Annotated in this window: 13 protein-coding genes and 1 riboswitch; all 13 genes read left to right on the top strand. The window is 39.5% G+C overall.

Features of this window, described 5'->3' with window-relative positions; translation table 11 throughout:
* Nucleotides 1-73: 73 nt before the first annotated feature.
* Nucleotides 74-1063: a hypothetical protein gene (locus MJY40_RS10660; RefSeq protein ID WP_317854229.1), complete on the top strand. Its 990-nt coding sequence runs from the start codon at nucleotides 74-76 to the stop codon at nucleotides 1061-1063.
* Between the two features lie 157 nt (nucleotides 1064-1220).
* Entirely contained in the window at nucleotides 1221-3503 is a 2283-nt protein-coding gene (locus MJY40_RS10655; RefSeq protein ID WP_317854228.1) for an S-layer homology domain-containing protein, read from the top strand.
* Between the two features lie 269 nt (nucleotides 3504-3772).
* A complete protein-coding gene (locus MJY40_RS10650) occupies nucleotides 3773-5266 on the top strand; it encodes an S-layer homology domain-containing protein (protein WP_317854227.1) in 1494 nt (497 codons plus the stop codon).
* Nucleotides 5267-5320: 54 nt separating this feature from the next.
* On the top strand, nucleotides 5321-6187 hold the full coding sequence (locus tag MJY40_RS10645; RefSeq protein ID WP_317854226.1) for a heme-binding Shp domain-containing protein: 867 nt from the start codon (nucleotides 5321-5323) through the stop codon (nucleotides 6185-6187).
* Nucleotides 6184-7116 (top strand): heme ABC transporter substrate-binding protein IsdE, encoded by a 933-nt coding sequence (isdE, locus tag MJY40_RS10640; RefSeq protein WP_317854225.1) that lies wholly within the window; start codon nucleotides 6184-6186, stop codon nucleotides 7114-7116. Before MJY40_RS10645 ends, isdE begins: the two co-directional genes overlap by 4 nt.
* 1 nt (nucleotide 7117) lies before the next feature.
* On the top strand, nucleotides 7118-8119 hold the full coding sequence (locus tag MJY40_RS10635) for a FecCD family ABC transporter permease (RefSeq protein WP_317854224.1): 1002 nt from the start codon (nucleotides 7118-7120) through the stop codon (nucleotides 8117-8119).
* Nucleotides 8112-8876, top strand: coding sequence for an ABC transporter ATP-binding protein (locus tag MJY40_RS10630; RefSeq protein WP_317854223.1), 765 nt, complete (start codon nucleotides 8112-8114; stop codon nucleotides 8874-8876). The genes MJY40_RS10635 and MJY40_RS10630 overlap by 8 nt, the downstream gene beginning before the upstream one ends.
* A gap of 12 nt (nucleotides 8877-8888) precedes the next feature.
* A complete protein-coding gene (locus MJY40_RS10625; protein ID WP_317854222.1) occupies nucleotides 8889-9266 on the top strand; it encodes a YbaN family protein in 378 nt (125 codons plus the stop codon).
* Nucleotides 9263-10993 carry an ABC transporter ATP-binding protein/permease gene (locus MJY40_RS10620; RefSeq protein ID WP_317854221.1) on the top strand — a complete coding sequence of 577 codons (1731 nt, stop codon included), beginning with the start codon at nucleotides 9263-9265 and terminating at the stop codon, nucleotides 10991-10993. Before MJY40_RS10625 ends, MJY40_RS10620 begins: the two co-directional genes overlap by 4 nt.
* Nucleotides 10975-12615, top strand: coding sequence for an amino acid ABC transporter ATP-binding/permease protein (locus MJY40_RS10615; protein WP_317854220.1), 1641 nt, complete (start codon nucleotides 10975-10977; stop codon nucleotides 12613-12615). The genes MJY40_RS10620 and MJY40_RS10615 overlap by 19 nt, the downstream gene beginning before the upstream one ends.
* Before the next feature lie 448 nt (nucleotides 12616-13063).
* Nucleotides 13064-13187: riboswitch (FMN riboswitch) on the top strand.
* Between the two features lie 148 nt (nucleotides 13188-13335).
* Nucleotides 13336-14436, top strand: a complete 1101-nt coding sequence (gene ribD, locus MJY40_RS10610) for a bifunctional diaminohydroxyphosphoribosylaminopyrimidine deaminase/5-amino-6-(5-phosphoribosylamino)uracil reductase RibD (RefSeq protein WP_317854219.1) — start codon at nucleotides 13336-13338, stop codon at nucleotides 14434-14436.
* Nucleotides 14417-15046, top strand: a complete 630-nt coding sequence (ribE, locus tag MJY40_RS10605) for a riboflavin synthase (protein ID WP_317854218.1) — start codon at nucleotides 14417-14419, stop codon at nucleotides 15044-15046. Before ribD ends, ribE begins: the two co-directional genes overlap by 20 nt.
* A 9-nt stretch (nucleotides 15047-15055) precedes the next feature.
* Nucleotides 15056-16258, top strand: coding sequence for a bifunctional 3,4-dihydroxy-2-butanone-4-phosphate synthase/GTP cyclohydrolase II (locus tag MJY40_RS10600; protein ID WP_317854217.1), 1203 nt, complete (start codon nucleotides 15056-15058; stop codon nucleotides 16256-16258).
* The last annotated feature ends 3 nt before the right edge of the window (nucleotides 16259-16261 follow it).

Raw genomic sequence — 16261 nt, 5'->3', positions numbered from 1 at the left:
GTCCGTGGTTCTCGGTAATATGCAAAATGCTTCATATAAAACAACACTATAAGGATTCATAAGGAGGATAATTATGAAAAAATTTAACAAATTGGTATCCGCAGCAGTGGCTACCGCAATGGTAATGGGTACAGTAGTTCCAACAATGGCATACACAGGTACAGTTCCAACAGAAGATGGTACATACACAACAGATAGCGTTATGGCATATCAATACTATCCATATTTGACTGGAACAACCGTAGCTAGTATGTGTAATGGTGTTTTTGCAGCAGAAGCAGATATCGAAATTTCTGGTGATGATGCGATTTTGAAATTGTATGTGTGTAACCCAACTCCAACTTGGGGTGGTTTGGATACAGGTATTTTGTCTAATGCAGCTATCACAGTGGATGGTGTAGAATATGCAGGTGAATTGACAAGCATTGGTACTATAGATGCAGATGCAGCGGTAAAACCATTTAGCCAAGATTCTTCCTTCTTTGGTATTTCTGCTGGTGAGTCTTATGCTTGTGATACTATGGAATTTACAATTCCGAAAACAGCTTTGGCAGGAACAACAACAACATATAATGGTAACGACATTGAACATGATTTGATTGCAATTTCTGCATTTGTAAACTTGGTTATGAATAGTGAACAAGATTTCTTCTTGGACTTGAACTATGCAGATGCTCCAGAAGTAACTTCCCAAACAATGGATATTACAGCAACTGTTCCAGCTAACGTTGCAACATATGATGTAACCATTCCGCAATCTGTAGAAATGGGCGAACTCAGCACAACAGAAGATACAGTTGTATCCTATGAAGTGGAAGTAGATGCAGACAACATCAGCAAATCCATTACAGTGGAAACAACAGATGCAACTTTGACAGATGCAAGCGGTTCTGTATCCTTGGCACTTGTAAATGCATTTGGTGAAGAAGGCGTAGCAACATTTGCTGAAAGTGGCACTACATCTGGTTCTTTGACTGTAGCTGCTGCTGATGTAGCAAAAATCGCAACAGATGCTGCACAAAGTTTGACAGGTTCCATCACATTTACAATCACAGCAAAATAAGAATCGTAAATTCCAATTAACTTGTAGGGGTGTCCCTATGTGGGCACCCGTTGGTTGATATTAAGGAAAAACAAGACAAAGATAGAACAAGGATGTAGGAAATCTGCTTTATATGGAATACCTACATCCTATTTTTAGAAAATATGAGGAAAAATTGATGAAAAAAGTAGCGTGGATTTTATCTGCTTTGCTAATGACAAATTCAGCGTTTGGATTTGGAGGATTGACTACAGTAGAAGCTGCCACCACAACAGGAGGCAACAGCACCTATACCGTTTCCATTCCTCAATCTGTGAATTTTGGCGAATTGGATACAAACAACAACAATAATTTGAACTACACCCTTGAAATTGAATATACAGATACAACCAACACACCAAGTGTTTCTGTCACATCTCCTGCAAATGGAGTTTTGGTTTCAGAAACAGGAGCAGAAATTGTATTTTCAAATAACCTTTCTTCTACAACATTGACACAAGAAGTTGATGTGCGTACAGGAACATTGACAGTAGAAAAATCTGCATTGCAAGATGTGGAAGCGGGCGATTATACTGGCAATTTGACCTTTAATGTTGGATTGGCTTCTACAGATGGAAGTGGCAACAATGGGTCAACAGATGAAGAATTGGGCACACAAAAAACATTTGCAGATGGCAATTACTATGTGGATATGTATCTTTGGAATGCCTATGCAGACCAAGTTTCTATGGGGAATCGTGCTTTTGAAAACAACCAACAAGCATTGGTAACCTTTGTGGATGATGCAGTCACCACAGTGCAATTTGCAACCAATCCAGTGGATATTTCTGGCATTACATCTGCTTTGTGGGAGTTGTATATTGGTGGTGTGGCAGTACAGGCGTTGGAAAGAACTTCCTTTACAACCAGTACCAATGGATATACATTTGACTATTTGGCAAAGGGTATCTTTGATTTGCCAACTTATGCACAACCATCTAGCACAAGTGATGTGACATATGTAAATGATGTCATCATTGTGGTGCCAGATACGGTTATGGATTTGTCTTATCCATCTGGTGAAATTCCAGCCAGACTTCGTTTCAATTGGAGTACATTGGAAGCAACTTCTGATGGTTCCATCAAGCAAGATAGCTCTATGTTGGAAGATGTAATGGATTTGGAGGAAGCATTGTCAGAAGAAGAATCTCTTTCAGATGCAACCACAGAAGATGGCAAAACCACGGTGGAAATTACAGCAGCAGTTACACAAGATGGCAATACCATTTCTACAAATATTACAGAAGACACCATGAATACTGCAATTGAAAGCGTTCTTGTGGAAGCAGCAAAAGAAGATACAGAACCAGTGGTGAAAATTGCAGTAACAACAGCAACCACAACAGATACTTTGTCTGTTACATTGCCAGAAACTTCTTTGGCAACCTTGGCAGAATCTGACGGTGCAACTTTGGTGATTGCATCTGATTTGGGCGATATCGTCTTGGATCAAGAAACCATGAAAGCCATTGCAGAACAAGCAACAGGCGAAATTACCATTGAAATTTCCTTTGCAACAGAAGATGGTGAATTGTCTGATGCAATGATGGAAGTGATTGGCGATGCAACCTTGATTCGTTTGCAAATTTTGTCAGATGACAACTATATTTCTGACTTTGGCGGTGGTCAAGTCAATGTAACAGTACCTTATACTTTGCAAGAAGGCGAAGTTGCAGAAAACATCGTGGTATTCTATGTAGACGAAAATGGTAATACAACACCAAGAGCCACTACATATGATGCAGAAAATGAAACTGTTAGCTTTGCAACAGGTAGCTTCTCTTATTACATGATTGGCTTTACAGAAGAAGAAATTATCATTGTAGATGCATGGGTGAATCCATTTATTGACGTATCAGTAGATAACTGGTTCTACAATGCAGTGCAATTTGTTGTGGAAACTGGCTTGTTCAGCGGTACCAGCGAAAACACCTTCTCACCAAATGCAGAAATGACAAGAGCAATGCTCACAACTGTTTTGTGGAGATTGGAAGGAACACCAAATCGTTACTCCAGAGGATATTCCTTTGCAGACGTAACAGAAGATAAATATTACTACGATTCTGTGCTTTGGAGTGCAGAAAACAACTTGGTATCTGGTTATACCAATGGACTCTTTGGTTCCAATGATTCCATTACCAGAGAACAATTGGTGGTTATCTTGTATCGCTATGCACAAATGAAAGAAGCAATGGTTATGGGTGATACAGAATTGGCTGACTTCACAGATGCAGCAGATATCGCATCCTATGCAACAGATGCCTTTACATGGGCAGTTGGAACTGGGTTGGTTTCTGGTGTGGAAGAAGGACGTTTGGCACCAAAAGCAACTTCAACCAGAGCACAAGTGGCATTGATTTTGCAAAAATACATTGCTTTGGAAGAATCCATCTTGACAGAAGAAATAGAAACAGAAGCATAAATTGTAGGGACATGGTTTCCTTGTCCATAAAACCAAAGATTCTTCGTCACTCTGTTCCTCTGAATGACAGTGATGAGGTATCTGTAGGGACATGGTTTCCTTGTCCGTAAAACTTTGTTCCTCTGAATGAAATGAGAAATCTTGTTTTGTAGGGGCGTACCTGTGTGTGCGCCCGTTTATCACATGAAAAGCCATCTCTTATGGGGTGGCTTTCTGTATCATATAGTAGGGATAACCCATATGGTTGTCTGTAGAAAAGGAGTCTAAATATGAAAAAAATACTCAAAAAAACAATAGCTGTGGCATCTTGCCTGGCTATGCTTTTGCCAAACGTGGCATTTGCAGCAGAAAACCAATATGTAACTGTAGATTTTTGGCATGCAGTCAGTGATCAAGCATCCATGGGGAATTTGGCAACAGATAACAATGAATTTGCTTTGTATTTGGCAGATGAAAACATCCTCCAAATGGGTACAAACCCTGTGGATGTCAGTGGTTTTCAATCAGGTGTGGTAGAAATTTTGGTGGATACCACAGGAGATGGAGACTACAAAGCAGTGGATGTCATTTCCAGAGGTATGGTGGAAACAGGTACCAAAAACGATGGTGTGAATCATGAAGTGAATTTCATCAACAAATGTGAATTTGAGTTGCCATCTTACATCAAAAAAAGTGGTGTAGAATACATTCCAATTCAAATTTCTGTACCACATACACCAATGGATGTGGTTGTAGGTGAAGGTTATTTGGATGCAAGAATTCAATTGGACTGGACACAGGTGAAATCCACATCTGATACAGATTTGGTTGTGGATGCAAGTATCAGTTCTGGTACTGTCAATGCAGTTGGTGTTGTAGATGAAGCAACTGGTATTATGGTAGCAGGTGATTCTACAGTGGTACACAGCGAATCCTACTTGGAAGTGACCACCATCACAAGTGGTAGCGATTACACACTTGCAAAAAATGCAGTTGGAACAGATGATTTTGATTTGTATGAAATCCAAATGGTGTTAAATGGTGTAGACCAAGTACCTGATGGTGCTTTGGAAATCACATTCCCATATTCCAGTGATATTGAATTGTATCGCATCAGTGATACAGGAACCAAAACCGTTTTGCGTGGTTTGTACAAAGATGGAGAATACAAAATCTCCACACGTCAAATGGGTCTATTTGCAGTGGTAGGTGGCACCAATATGTACACACCTGCTACAACAGAAACAGTAGAAACACCAGTAACAACAACTTCCACAACAGCATTTACAGATATGACAAGCCATTGGGCAAAGGATAATGTGGCAAAAGCTGTGGAATTGGGTCTGTTCAGTGGTATCACAGAAACCACATTTGCACCAAACGATAGCATGACCAATGCAATGGCAATCAGTGTATTGTATCGAGTTGCTGGCACACCAGATGTGACAACAACAGAAACACAATGGTATGCAAAAGCAGTTGCTTGGGGCTTACAAGAAGGTATTGTTGGTGGATACAACGATTTTGTACCAATGGATTCCATCACAAGACAAGAATTGGCAACTATGTTGTATCGTTATGAATTGACACAAGGTGGTGGCACAGAAAAAGTAGATTTGTCTAGCTTTTCTGATGTAAATTCCATTGCAACATGGGCAGCAGATGCATTCTCTTGGGCAAATGCAAAGGGTATCATCAATGGCACAACAGCAACCACTTTGGCGCCAACAGAAGGCGCTACCAGAGCACAAGTTGCAACTATGTTTGTATCTTATACAAAATAACTAGAAATTGTAGGGGCAATCCTATGTGATTGCCCGTTAAAATAGGAGAATGATATGAAAAAATTAATCACAATGGTATTGGGACTTATGTTGTGTTTGTCTATGGCAGTGCCTACATTTGCAATGGACAATGGTGCATTCACTGCATATATGAATTCTGATTACTACAATCCAGACACAGGCAACATTGACGATGGTGGTACTGCAAATGCTGCTTTGGGTGTTGGTATGTGTAGATCCGTAACAGGTGAAAGCGTTTTGGTAGAAAAAATTGGCGATGACTATTACTTGACAGTTCGCTTGTTGTTGCAAAGCAATACAAAGGAAGTGGCGTTCTACAATCGTGTAGGATTTGACAGCTATGTGCCAGTTTCCTATGAAATCATGACAGAAAATGCAGCAGATGATTCTGTGGACTATCGCATCAAAGTAACAGATCCATTTGCACCCATCAAAGCAACTATGTACGTAACACCAATGGGTAGAGATGTACTTTGGTATATGTATGCAAGTGAAAGTACATTGAGCTCCAACACAGGTGACTTTGTGGTAACAGCAACAGCAGATGTCATTGCATCTTTGGAACAACCAGTAGTGGTAGAAACAGTGGAAGAAGCTACAGTTGTAGCAGATGTCATTGCAGAAGCGGAAGAAATGACAGAAGCAGTAGAAGAAATCACAGAAGATGCAATAGAAGAAGATGTGGAAGATGTGGAAGAAGAAATTGACGAAATCACCACAGAAGAAGCTGAAGAAGCGCTTGCAGAAGTTACAGAAGAAATTGAAGAAGTAGAAGAAATAGAAGAAGTTGCAGTAGAAGCTACAGAAGAAAGCAGTGCATTGCCATTGGCGGTTGCAGTTGTAGTAGTATTGGCAGCAATTCTCATTGTATGCAAAAAGAAATTGGGTGGCAAAAAATGAAATGGAATAAAATAATTGCAATTTTAGGTGTGACATCTTTGCTTATGGGACTTTGTGGTTGTGCAGTCAACCAAGCACCAGAAACAGCGGAAATAACAAAAGAAACAGTGGAAGTGGAAGAAGAAGCAAGACTCATTGCAACTTCCTATGCAACGGTACAAATTTTTGATTTATTGGACATTGATTTGATTGCCAGAGCAGAAACTGCTAGAGAATTGTCACCAAAATATGCAGAACTTCCAATTGTGGGAACTGCAATGGCACCAGACGCAGAAGCAATGCTCATGATGGAACCAACCAATGTCATTGGTCCAGATACTTTGATTGAAGAAATCAAACCAAAGTACGATGCAGCAGGTTTGCCATATACCTTCATTGATTTGCAAAGCATTGAAGGCTTGTATGAAAGCGTTACCATGATTGGTGAAGCTTATGGAAAAGCAGAAGAAGCAGCTGCAATTGTGGCAGATTACGAACAAAGTATGGAAGAATTCTATGCATCCATTGCAGATGTGGAAGCACCAAGGGTTTTGGTTTTGATGGGACTTCCAGGTGCGTATATCGGTTGTACACCAAATTCTTATGCTGGTTCTTTGGTGGAAATTGCAGGCGCAACCAACGTGATTCAAGTGGATACAGAAGAAAATTTTGTTTCTTGGAATACAGAAGAATTGATGGCATTGGACCCAGATATGATTTTGCTGACAGCACATGCACTTCCTGATATGGTTATGGATATGTTTACAAATGAGTTTGCAACCAATGATATTTGGAAGAACTTTCGTGCAGTGGAAGAAGGTCATGTGTATGCTTTGGACTACACCACATTTGGTATGAGTGCAACCTTCAATTGGACAGAAGCCTTTGATTCTTTGACAGAAATTTTCTACGAAGGTACATATGAAAGTTTTATAGATGAGGAAGAATGATATGAATGGTAAGAAAACAATCGGTTGTAAAAAATTAGGAATAGGCGTATTGGGGTGTCTGATTATGACACTCCTTATTGTCATTTTGACATTTACAGCCATGAAATTAGGCAGTATCGAAGTGACATACAAAGAATTGTTTGATGGTTTGTTTGTTGCATATGACAAGAAGGTAACGGTTATTTACAATTTGCGTTTCCCTAGAATCATTGTGGCACTTTTGGGTGGTGTATCTCTTTCTTTGAGTGGGTTGTTGTTCCAAGCAATTCTCAAAAATCCATTGGCAGACCCAGGTATCATAGGGATTTCTGGTGGTGCAGCCTTCACAAGCACATTGGTTTCAGCTGTATTTCCAATGATGTACTTTGCAACACCCATCTTTGCATTTGTCGGTGGATTTGCAACCTTCTTGCTCATCTATTCTTTGGCGTGGAAGGGTAGCTTAGACCCCCTTAGAATCATCTTGGTGGGGATTGTGGTTTCTGCTGTTTTGGTTGGTTTGACCGAAATTGTAGGACAAATGGCAAACAGAACAGGTGTCACTGTAGTGGTAGGTGGGTTGTCTCAATTGGTGTGGAATGATGTGAAGGTATTGACCATTTATTCCATCATTGGCATTGTGGGTGCCATTGTATTTGCACCAGCTTGTAACATTCTTGCTTTGGAGGATAAAACCGTTAGAAGCTTGGGCATCAATGTGGATTTGTTGCGTTTTGGCATTTCCATTGTGGCAGTCATCTTGGTTTCTGGTATCACAGCAGTGGTTGGAATCATTGGATTCTTGGCACTGATTGCACCACACATAGCAAGAAAGTTGATGGGTAGTGACCATAGAATTTTGGTTCCATTTTCTGCGTTGTTGGGTGGTTTCTTATTGCTTTTGGCAGATACCATTGGCAGAATCATTGCAGCACCAAATGAAATTTCAGCAGCCATCATTATGAGTGTGCTGGGTGGTCCATTCTTCATTTTGCTTTTGAGAAGAGGTGATACACATGCTTAATATTAAAAATTTGGATTTTGCTTATGGTAAGCTAGAGGTTTTGCAAAACATCAATGCAACCATAGAAACAGGCAAAGTAACGACTATTTTAGGTGCCAATGGTTCAGGAAAGAGTACGCTTTTGCATATTTTATCCAAAAATTTGAAACAACAATCAGGTGAAATCTTATTGAATGAAGAAAACATCAAAAACATATCTTTGAAAGAATTTGCAAAGAAAGTGGCTATGGTACATCAAAAAAACAATGCACCAAATGATTTGACAGTGGAGCAATTGGTGGACTATGGTAGACTTCCCTATGCATCTATTTTGAAAACATCTTTGGATGCAGAAAATCAAAAATATGTAGACAAAGCATTGGCATTGACAGATTTGACAGAGCTGAAAGATAGAGCAATTGGCACACTTTCTGGAGGTCAAAGACAACGTGCTTTCATTGCAATGGCGTTGGCACAAAACACAAATTATCTCTTTTTGGATGAACCGACAACCTTTTTGGATGTGAAATACCAAGTGGAAATCATGCGTTTGGTACAAAAACTCAATAAAGATGAAGGCATCACCATTTTGATGGTACTTCATGATATCAACCAAGCAGTTGCCTATTCAGATCAAATCATTGGCATCAAAAAAGGGGATATCTTGTTCCAAGGACAACCAGAAACGGTTATTTCAGAAGAAAATATCAAGAACTTATATGGCATTGATTTGCCTGTATTCACACACGAAGGAAAACAATGCGTGTTGGCAGTATAAAGGAGGAATAATATGAAATATGTTTGGATTGGAATAGGCTTCTTCTTTTTGGCACTGGGTGGAATTGGCGTGGCATTGCCTATGATTCCAGCAACACCATTTTTGTTTTTGACAGCTGTTTGTTTTGGCAAAGGTTCCAAAAGAATAGACGATTGGTTCAAAGGAACAAAGATGTATAAAGACAATTTGGAGTCATTGGTGAACAAAGAAGGTATGACCATAGCAGCCAAAAAACGTGTCATGGGTTGCATTTCAGGCTTGTTTGTGGTATCTGCAATCTGTATGCGCAACGTAAAAATTGGTTTGATGGTAATGTTGGCAGTTTGGGTGTTGCATGCTTTGATTTTTGCGTTTGTGATACAAACAAAGGAAGATGAGGTGTCACAATGATCAACAAGCGTTTGTTGCAAGAAGTGCCTGAAACAAAGGGTTTTATCTTGCAAAAAATAGGATTGCAATGGTTTGCACTTCTTTGTGGCGTTGGATTTTATGTCTGTTTGGCAGCAATCTTAGGGGATTTGTATGCAGAAATGCCAGTGGAACCATTGTGGTTTCTCTTGGCAATTCCCTGTTTGTTGGTGCGTTTTGTATTGACCAAACAAGGTAGCGTCAGTTCACATAAAATAGCATCACTTGTGAAAACAACCCTAAGAAATAAAATCTACACCAAACTATGTCAAGTAAAGGGTGGGTATACAGAAAAATTCCAAACTTCAGAATTGACCCAATTGGCAACAGAAGGTGTGGAACAAATGGAAATCTATTTTGCAAACTACATTCCACAATTTGTGTATGCATTTTTGGCACCCATTACGTTGTTTTGTATCTATGTCACATTGTCTGTGAAAACAGCGGTGGCACTCTTTATTTGTGTACCACTCATACCCATTTCCATTGTGGCAGTGCAAAAATTTGCAAAGAAATTGCTTGGGAAATATTGGGGTCAGTATATGGGGCTCAGTGACCGATTTTTGGAAAACTTACAAGGCTTAACCACATTGAAAATCTACGCAGCAGATGAAAGAAAACACCAAGAAATGAATGCAGAAGCAGAAGCATTTCGTAAAGTGACCATGAAGGTTTTGACCATGCAACTCAATTCTGTCACAGTGATGGATGTGGTTGCCTATGGTGGCACCGCAATTGGTATGATTTTCTGTGCTTTGGCGTTCAAAGAAGGTACCATCACCATGAAAGAAGCGGTGTTTATGGTGCTTTTGGCAGCAGAATTCTTCTTATCTATGCGTACTTTGGGGAGCTTTTTCCATATCGCAATGAATGGGGTTGCAGCCAGTGAGCGTATGTTTCGATTCTTTGATACAGAGGATCAAACCAAAGAAGGAATCTTACAAAAAGATGGCAATATTTCTGTGAAACACCTAGACTTTTGCTATGGTGACAAACAGGTGTTGTTTGATGTGAATATGGAAATTCCAAAGGGTAGCTTCATCTCCATTGTAGGAGAAAGTGGTTCTGGAAAATCCACAATTGCAAAGATTTTAAGTGGCATCATCCACCACAACAAAGGAAAAATCACCATTGGCAATATGGGGATAGAAACCATTGGAAACATAGAAGATTTTGTAACAGTGGTGTCTTTGGGTAGCTATATCTTTGCAGGTACTTTGGCAGAAAACTTGCTTATGGCAAAACCAAATGCAACAGAAGTGGAGTTGAAATCTGCTTTGGAAATGGTGCAACTTCTTGGATTTGTGGAAGAAAATGGTGGTTTGCACATGCAAATTACAGAACGTGGTTCCAATCTTTCTGGTGGTCAAAAACAACGTCTTGCAATTGCACGAGCACTATTGAAAAATAGCTCCATTTACATTTTCGATGAAGCAACCAGCAATATTGATGCAGACAGTGAAGACAAAATTATGGAAGCCATCTTAGGACTCAAAGGCAAACATACAGTGATCCAAATTACACATCGTTTGCAAAATGTAATCCAATCAGATGCAATTTTCTACATGGAAAATGGTTCAATTGTGGAGTATGGAAAGCATTTGGAATTGATTTGTACCAAGAAGGGCTATGCAAATTTATTTGCAACCCAAGAGGAATTGGAGAATGTTGGCAAAGAAGGAGGTGTGCTATGGGACGCAGTGGTTTGAAGGTAATGGTGGGGCTTGTTGGTCTGGTGAAACCCTTGGCACACATTATGATTTTGTGTATTTTCTTTGGTGTCATTGGCTTCTTCAGTGCCATTGCCATAACTGTTTTGGGTGGTGAATTGTTGCTTGTGGTTCTGGGCAATTCCCAGTTTACCTTTTCCAATATTTGCATGATGCTATTGATCTGTGCAGTGCTTCGAGGTGCTTTTCGATATGTGGAACAAACTTGTGGACACTACATTGCATTTAAGTTGTTGGCACGTATTCGAGATCAAATCTTTGGGGTGTTGCGTAAACTGGCACCAGCCAAATTGGAAACAAGAAATCGTGGCGATTTGATTGCACTCATCACCAGTGACATTGAATTGTTGGAAGTGTTCTATGCACATACCATTGCACCTGTTTGCATTGCCATTTTGGTGTCTTTGGGTATGGTACTGGGCATTGGTCAATTCCATATTTTCTTGGGTGTCTATGCTTTGATTGCCTATGCTATCATTGGTTATGCACTGCCTGTTGGTTTGTGGCAAAAGGACAACCAAGATGGCTTAGGTGTACGTACAAAACTTGGCAATTTGAATGGTTTTTTCTTGGAATCTTTGCGTGGTTTGCATGAAACATTGCAATTTGGAGCAGTGGCAAATAGACAATCAGAAATTGCAGAAAAAACGGAAGAAATCAATGCATTACAAGAGAAAATCAAAGTCCAAGAAGGTCTAAACTTTGGCTTATCAGGCTTTTTTGTCAGTGCTTTGAGCCTAGGTATGGTGGCTTTGCATTTGTATTTGCAATCAGACTTTGCAACCACATTACGCACAACCCTAATGTTGACTGCATCTTTTGGACCTGTCATTGCATTGTCCAATTTGTCTACAACATTGACTTCTACCATAGCATCAGGAGAACGAGTTTTGAATCTGTTGGAAGAAACACCAGAAACAGAAGACGTTTTGGAAGGTAAAACACCCATTTTCACAGGTGCAAAAGCAGAAAATATTGATTTTTCCTATGGAGTAGAAGCAATTTTATCAGATGTGTCTATGGAACTAGAAAAGGGTCAATTGATTTCTTTGACAGGGGCTAGTGGTTCAGGAAAATCCACTTTGTTGAAGTTGTTTATGCGCTTTTGGAGTGCAGATGGTGGTACAGTTTCCATTTCAAATGAAAATATCAATGAAATTCCAACGAAACATTTGCGTACCATGGAAGGGTATATGACACAAGAAACAGACTTCTTCCAAGGCACCATCAGAGAAAATATTTTGTTGGCAAAACAAGATGCAACAGAAACAGAAATGATTGCAGCAGCAAAAAAAGCAGCCATACATGACTTTATTGCAACACTTCCAGATGGTTATGACACCAAAACTTCTGAATTGGGTGAAAGTTTGTCTGGTGGAGAACGCCAAAGAATTGGCTTGGCGAGAGCATTTTTACAAGATGGAGATTTCATTTTGTTGGATGAACCGACAGCCAATTTGGATAGTCTCAATGAAGGTATGATTTTAAAATCTTTGTATGTAGCAAAAAAAGAAAAAACCATTTTATTGGTATCCCACAAAACATCTACCATTGGTGTTGCAGATAAAAATTACCATTTGCAAAGTGGCAGAATGAGTTGATTTGATAGAAATAAAGGTGTAGCAGCAATTGTTGTTACATCTTTTTTTTATTTTTTTGAAATATGGGTGCGTAGTTTTCGTTTTTATTGTACCATATGTAATATAGGTGTGAATTGTAATTGAGAATCGCCTTATACAACTCTAAGTACATGGTTGACGTAAGTGTATGTACTGTAACAAACTATTTTTGAATGCACATCCATAACAACCCCAAACATTGGAATCATAGCCTCCAAATTGAGTCTAGTGTATCCAAGAGGAAGCCCCTAGTATACCTCAAAAGCCCATAAGTTATGGATGTGTAATTCAAAAAAAGTAAAAAAATGTAAGTGGGCTGAAACACTGGAAATACAAGGGTTTTGGTGGGAAATCCCATTTGGACAATCACCAAACAACAAATTTGTCGTTGACAAGGATACTTGTTTTGGATATAATACAACCAATTGAATAACATCTTCGGGGCAGGGTGCAATTCCCTACCGGTGGTATAGCCCACGAGCAGAGCTTTTTGCGACGCATGATTTGGTGAAATTCCAAAGCCGACAGTATAGTCTGGATGAGAGAAGATACAATATATGCACAGGATACGTGTGTCTATTTGCTGATGCCCCTAAATCATTTTGGTTTGGGGTTTTTTGTTTGTAGAGAGCTTATTTTTTGCGTCCTTTTTCTTGCCTTGAATTTGTGTGTTCAAGGCAATTTTTTTATTTAGGAGGGGTTATGAAAGCAGAAGAATATATGGCAATGGCAATAGAGCTTGCAAAAGATGGCATAGGAAAAGTCAATCCAAATCCATTGGTGGGTGCTGTTGTTGTAAAAGAAAGCAATATCATTGGTATGGGTTTTCATGAGCAATATGGTGGACTTCATGCAGAACGAAATGCACTACAAAATTGCAACACATCACCAAATGGCAGCACACTGTATGTCACATTGGAACCTTGTTGTCATTATGGGAAAACACCACCGTGTACAGAGGCAATCATAGAAAGTGGTATCCAAAAGGTGGTCATTGGTTGTTTGGATGCAAATGAAAAGGTGGCTGGTAAAGGTGTTGCCATCTTGCAAAAAGCAGGAATCGAAGTTGTGGTTGGTGTGCTAGAGAAAGAATGCAAAGCACTGAACGAAATTTTCTTCCACTACATCCAACACAAAACACCATTTGTTTTGATGAAATACGCAATGACTATGGATGGTAAAATTACAACGATTACAAGTGATAGCAAGTGGATTACCAACGAGAAATCCAGAGAAAATGTCCACAAAACACGAAACCAATACACGGGGATTATGGTTGGTGTAGGCACCATTTTGGCAGACAATCCAAACTTGACTTGTAGAATAAAAGGTGGTAGAAATCCAATTCGTATCATTTGCGATAGTCATTTGCGAACGCCACTGACCAGTCAGGTAATAGACACAAAAGAAGTCAAAACCATCATAGCCACCACAAACAAAGATACCAATTTACACAAACAATACATAGATAGAGGTGTAGAAATTGTGGAGACTTCCAGTGAAAATGGAAAAGTCAATTTAAAGGAGTTGATGGAAATACTGGGTAGAAAAGGAATGGATAGCATACTCCTAGAAGGTGGTGCAAGCTTAAATTTCTCAGCACTGGAAAGTGAAATGGTTCATAAAATCCAGTGTTACATTGCACCAAAAATCTTTGGCGGTACCACAGCAAAAACGCCTGTTATGGGGGATGGATTTCAGGCTGTTTCAAATCAAATTCAGTTGGTAAATAGCAAAACCATTCACTTTGACGAGGACTTTATGATAGAAAGTGAGGTGCAATATGTTCACAGGCATCATTGAAGAAATGGGCATTGTCAAATCCATCAAAAAAGGTGCAAAATCAGTGAAATTGTGTATAGAAGCAAAGAAGATTTTTTCGGATTTGCATATTGGAGATAGTGTTGCCACAAATGGTGTTTGCTTGACGGTGACATCCATAACAGGCAATGTGTTTTCAGCAGATGTGATGCAAGAAACCCTTTCTAGGTCTAGTTTGCAAGATTTGAAACAAGGTGGTTTTGTCAATTTGGAACGTGCAATGGCTGCAAATGGTCGTTTTGGTGGTCATATGGTTTCTGGTCACATTGATGGTGTTGGCAAAATCATTTCCATCACAAAAGACGACATTGCTTATTGGTATAAGATTCAAACAACCAACAAAATTATGCATTATATCATCGAAAAAGGTTCCATCACCATAGATGGCATTAGCTTGACTGTGGCAAAGGTGGAACGTGACAACTTTTTAGTATCGGTGATTCCACATACTTTGGAACAAACCACATTGCAAAATAAAAAGATAGGCAGTGTTGTCAATTTGGAGAACGATATGGTAGGCAAATACATTGAAAAATTTATGACAACATCAAAGAACATGACAAAAGAATTTCTCATGGAAAACGGATTTTAGGAGGTCAAAATGTTTGCATATAACACAATTCCAGAAGCACTGAAGGACTTGCAAGAAGGTAAAATCATTTTGGTGACAGATGACGAGAATCGTGAAAACGAAGGGGATTTCATTTGTGCCACAGAGTTTGCAACCACAGGGAACATCAACTTTATGGCAACACATGGCAAAGGTCTCATCTGTATGCCAGTGAACCAAGAGCTTGCAGAAACATTGCAATTCACACAAATGGTCAACCAAAATACAGACAACCACGAAACTGCATTCACCGTATCCATAGACCATGTGCAAACCACAACAGGCATTTCTGCCACAGAAAGAAGTATGACAGCCATGAAGATATTGGATGTGGACGCAAAGCCAGAAGATTTCAGAAGACCAGGACATATGTTTCCCATTGTGGCAAAGAAAAATGGTGTTTTGGAACGAAATGGACACACAGAAGCAACGGTGGATTTGATGCGTTTGGCTGGATTGCAACCAACAGGTTTGTGTTGCGAAATTATGGCAGAAGATGGCACCATGATGAAAACGCCAGATTTGATAGGCTTGGCACAAAAATACAATATGAAATTCATCACCATCAAAGAGTTACAGGAGTATCGCAAAAAACAAGATAGACTCATCAAACTTGTGGCAAAGCCAAATTTACCAACGGAATTTGGTACATTCACAGCTTTTGGCTATGAAAATATCCTAAATGGTGAACACCATGTTGCATTGGTAAAGGGTGATATTGGTGATGGCAAAGATGTGCTCATTCGTGTGCATTCTGAGTGTTTGACCGGTGATGTATTCCATTCTGCAAAGTGTGATTGTGGCAACCAATTGGAAGCAGCAATGGCTGCCATTGCAAAGGAAGGTAGAGGCATTTTGTTGTATATGCGTCAAGAGGGTAGGGGTATTGGACTGCTCAATAAACTCAAAGCATATGAATTGCAACAACAAGGGTTGGATACCGTGGAAGCAAATATTGCTTTGGGATTTGGTGAAGATGAAAGAGAATATTACATAGGCTGTCAAATTTTGAGGGACTTGGGCGTGAAATCCATCCATTTGATGACAAACAATCCAGATAAGGTGTATCAGTTGGAGGACTTTGGTTTGGAGATTACAAAACGAGTGCCAATTCAAATCGAATGTGGTGCATATGACCAACAATATCAAAAAACGAAACAAGAGAAAATGGGGCACTATTTGGACATCAAATAAAGG

Origin of the sequence: Chakrabartyella piscis, from assembly GCA_030067835.1 — a bacterium.
GTDB classification, from domain to species: domain Bacteria; phylum Bacillota; class Clostridia; order Lachnospirales; family Anaerotignaceae; genus Chakrabartyella; species Chakrabartyella piscis.
Note: the sequence above shows the minus strand (reverse complement) of the source record. Positions and strands in the feature narration are given on the sequence as shown.

What these genes read in the sequence shown, in the direction of transcription:
- MJY40_RS10660 (WP_317854229.1), top strand. Translation starts at nt 74, where the DNA reads ATGAAAAAATTTAACAAATTGGTATCCGCAGCAGTGGCTACCGCAATG.
- MJY40_RS10655 (WP_317854228.1), top strand. Translation starts at nt 1,221, where the DNA reads ATGAAAAAAGTAGCGTGGATTTTATCTGCTTTGCTAATGACAAATTCA.
- MJY40_RS10650 (WP_317854227.1), top strand. Translation starts at nt 3,773, where the DNA reads ATGAAAAAAATACTCAAAAAAACAATAGCTGTGGCATCTTGCCTGGCT.
- MJY40_RS10645 (WP_317854226.1), top strand. Translation starts at nt 5,321, where the DNA reads ATGAAAAAATTAATCACAATGGTATTGGGACTTATGTTGTGTTTGTCT.
- isdE (WP_317854225.1), top strand. Translation starts at nt 6,184, where the DNA reads ATGAAATGGAATAAAATAATTGCAATTTTAGGTGTGACATCTTTGCTT.
- MJY40_RS10635 (WP_317854224.1), top strand. Translation starts at nt 7,118, where the DNA reads ATGAATGGTAAGAAAACAATCGGTTGTAAAAAATTAGGAATAGGCGTA.
- MJY40_RS10630 (WP_317854223.1), top strand. Translation starts at nt 8,112, where the DNA reads ATGCTTAATATTAAAAATTTGGATTTTGCTTATGGTAAGCTAGAGGTT.
- MJY40_RS10625 (WP_317854222.1), top strand. Translation starts at nt 8,889, where the DNA reads ATGAAATATGTTTGGATTGGAATAGGCTTCTTCTTTTTGGCACTGGGT.
- MJY40_RS10620 (WP_317854221.1), top strand. Translation starts at nt 9,263, where the DNA reads ATGATCAACAAGCGTTTGTTGCAAGAAGTGCCTGAAACAAAGGGTTTT.
- MJY40_RS10615 (WP_317854220.1), top strand. Translation starts at nt 10,975, where the DNA reads ATGGGACGCAGTGGTTTGAAGGTAATGGTGGGGCTTGTTGGTCTGGTG.
- ribD (WP_317854219.1), top strand. Translation starts at nt 13,336, where the DNA reads ATGAAAGCAGAAGAATATATGGCAATGGCAATAGAGCTTGCAAAAGAT.
- ribE (WP_317854218.1), top strand. Translation starts at nt 14,417, where the DNA reads ATGTTCACAGGCATCATTGAAGAAATGGGCATTGTCAAATCCATCAAA.
- MJY40_RS10600 (WP_317854217.1), top strand. Translation starts at nt 15,056, where the DNA reads ATGTTTGCATATAACACAATTCCAGAAGCACTGAAGGACTTGCAAGAA.